Here is a 1,170-nt window from a genome sequence, read left to right on the forward strand (position 1 = left end):
GCTTGTCTTAAGATTCTTCCTGGCTCCTGTGCGATACGGGAGCCGCTCTCCGGCACCTTATACATGCCGGAGAGCGGCGGGGGACGGGTCGACACGGAAGAGGTTTCCACGAACCGGTCAGAAGTAGGACCACCCCCGCCTTTCGGAAGACCTGAACGGATACATGGGGAAGGCGCATGTCCTTGCCCCGCATGACAAGCGCAGGAGACGAAAGGCGATGCAGGATACTATCGGAGTCGACATTTCCAAAGACACGGTTGACGTTCACCGTCTGTCGGACGGCAAGCACATGCAGTTCGGCAATAACAAGGCGGGGCTCAAGGCCCTTTGTGGCTGGATTGGAAAGGCGCCCGCTCGAGTCGTCTATGAGGCGACCGGCCGATACCACAGGGACCTGGAAAGCATGCTGGACGCGGCCGGTCACGGTCTGGTCAAGGTGAACCCGAACCGGGCCCGAAAGTTTGCCCAAGCCATCGGCCAAGGCGCCAAGACCGATCGTGTCGATGCCGCACTTCTGGCGCGGATGGGAGCAGTTCTGAGCCTCGACGCCAAGCCTGCCCGCACCGACAGAATGCATGAAATCAGGGAGTTGCACATTTACCGCATCGGCCTGATCAAAGATCGCACCGCATGCCGCAATCGCCTTCATGGGGCGCGTAACCAGGTCGTGCTGGCTCATCTCCGTGCCCGCCTACGGCAGGTCGAAAAGCAGATCGACCAGATCGACGTAGAATTGCGGCGCCTCGTCACCGAGGATGCCGACCTCGTCCGACGCTATGAGGTTCTCATGTCCATTCCAGGCATCGGTCCGATTGCTGCCGTTGCAATGATCGTGGAGATGCCCGAGCTCGGTACACTATCGGGCAAGGAGGCTGCTAGTCTCGCAGGTCTCGCCCCGATCACGCACGAGTCCGGGAAATGGAAGGGTCGCTCCAAGATCGGAGGCGGTCGAGGCGCCTTGCGCACCACGCTCTATATGCCCGCGCTCGTTTCGATCCGCTACAATCCCCAGCTCGGCCAAGTCTACAGGACGCTCAGCGACGCCGGAAAGCCCGCGAAAGTCGCGATCACAGCCGTCATGCGCAAGCTCATCGTCCTTGCCAACGCCCTGATCCGGGACGACCGAAAATGGGCACAAACCGCCCCTTGACCAAGACGGATATCTTCTGA

1 protein-coding gene is annotated in these 1,170 nt (G+C 60.6%); it reads left to right on the forward strand.

Translation table 11 applies throughout. The features are described 5' to 3' along the window. The first annotated feature begins 217 nt into the window (after window positions 1-217). On the forward strand, window positions 218-1,150 hold the full coding sequence (locus ACFOM8_RS22980; RefSeq protein WP_377764682.1) for an IS110 family transposase: 933 nt from the start codon (window positions 218-220) through the stop codon (window positions 1,148-1,150). Window positions 1,151-1,170: the final 20 nt, after the last annotated feature.

Source organism: Paracoccus angustae, from assembly GCF_042648745.1.
GTDB classification, from domain to species: domain Bacteria; phylum Pseudomonadota; class Alphaproteobacteria; order Rhodobacterales; family Rhodobacteraceae; genus Paracoccus; species Paracoccus angustae.